The organism is Leisingera sp. ANG49, from assembly GCF_059694505.1.
Genome location: NZ_JCATZN010000039.1, coordinates 1 through 1,421, shown reverse-complemented (window position 1 = coordinate 1,421; position 1,421 = coordinate 1). Strand labels below are relative to the sequence as shown.

1 protein-coding gene and 1 pseudogene are annotated in these 1,421 nt (G+C 58.7%); both read left to right on the top strand.

Going from position 1 to position 1,421, the window contains the following annotated elements; translation table 11 throughout:
- Positions 1-134 precede the first annotated feature (134 nt).
- A protein-coding gene (locus AC58NV_RS23580; RefSeq protein WP_497229313.1) for an IS5 family transposase occupies positions 135-892 on the top strand; the annotation gives its coding sequence in 2 pieces (ribosomal slippage) (positions 135-471 and positions 471-892; 759 coding nt in all).
- Between the two features lie 113 nt (positions 893-1,005).
- Positions 1,006-1,421, top strand: a pseudogene (locus tag AC58NV_RS23575) (IS110 family transposase); the annotation flags it as partial.

The following is a 1,421-nucleotide window of genomic DNA, read 5'->3' as shown; positions in this document are numbered from 1 at the left end:
AAGGGCCCGCGAAAGACCTGAAGTCCTGCCGCGAATGACTGCTCGATGGCGCTTGACCAAAGAACGCCGAATAGAGAAGACCCATTGATTTCCGGTGGGTGGCGTGTTTCACGGTTCGAAAAGCGAGCGGTGACATGTCTGATCTTTTCTGGCTGACGGATGCACAGATGGCGCGTCTTGAGCCGTATTTCCCCAAGTCCCACGGCAAGCCTCGCGTCGATGATCGGCGTGTCTTGAGCGGGATAATCTTTATCAATCGTAATGGCTTGCGCTGGCGCGACGCGCCCGGGGAGTACGGTCCGCACAAGACCTTGTACAACCGTTGGAAGCGGTGGAGCGATAGAGGTGTCTTTGCCCGGATGATGGCCGGTCTGGCCGCCGAGCATGGCGAGGAGAAGACCGTGATGATCGACGCAACCTATCTCAAGGCCCACCGCACAGCGACCAACATGGCCGCGAAAAAGGGGGGCCTGGTCGCCTGATTGGTCGCACCAAGGGCGGCATGAACTCCAAGCTGCATGCCATCTGCGACAGCCAGGGCCGACCGCTCAATCTGTTCGTCACCGCCGGGCAAGTCAGCGACTACATTGGAGCACGGGCATTGCTGAGCAGCTTGCCCAAGGCGAATTGGCTCCTTGGCGATAGAGGCTACGACGCCGACTGGTTCAGAGAAGCATTGAAAGACAAAGGGATACGCGCAAGCATCCCTGGTCGAAAGAAGCGAAAGAAGCAGGTCAAATACGACAAACGCCGCTACAAACGCCGCAACCGTATCGAGATCATGTTCGGCAGGCTTAAAGACTGGCGGCGCGTCGCAACACGTTACAACCGATGCCCAAAGGTGTTCTTCTCCGCAATCGCTCTGGCTGCAACGGTCATCTACTGGCTCTGAAACTCAATGAGATGCTGTAACGGGGCCTGCGTTGCACACTGCCCGTTACCGCTTGCATGCTGACAGGTCAGCTGCCGACGCTCCCGTATAGGATCCACATGGAGGACTACGGGATGAGACTGTTTGTCGGACTGGACGTGTCATTGGTCAAGACCGCGATCTGCGTGATCAGCGAGCATGGCAAGATCATCAAAGAGGCAGAGGTTGAGAGCGAACCAGAGGTTTTGACGCGCTGGCTGGGCGATCTGGACGGCAGCATTGCCGCGATTGGCCTGGAGGCTGGGCCATTGTCGCAATGGCTGCACCGGGGGCTGACCGAAGCTGACCTTGATGCTGTACTCATGGAAACGCGCCAGGTGAAAGGAGCGCTGAAGGCCATGCCGATCAAGACGGACCGTCGGGATGCCGAGGGGATCGCGCGCCTGCTTCACCTCGGCTGGTTCCGTCCGGTTCACTGCAGTCTGTCTCGGCTCAAGAAGTCCGCGCCGTTCTCGGCGCCCGGAAAGCCATTCAACAGGGCATGATCGCA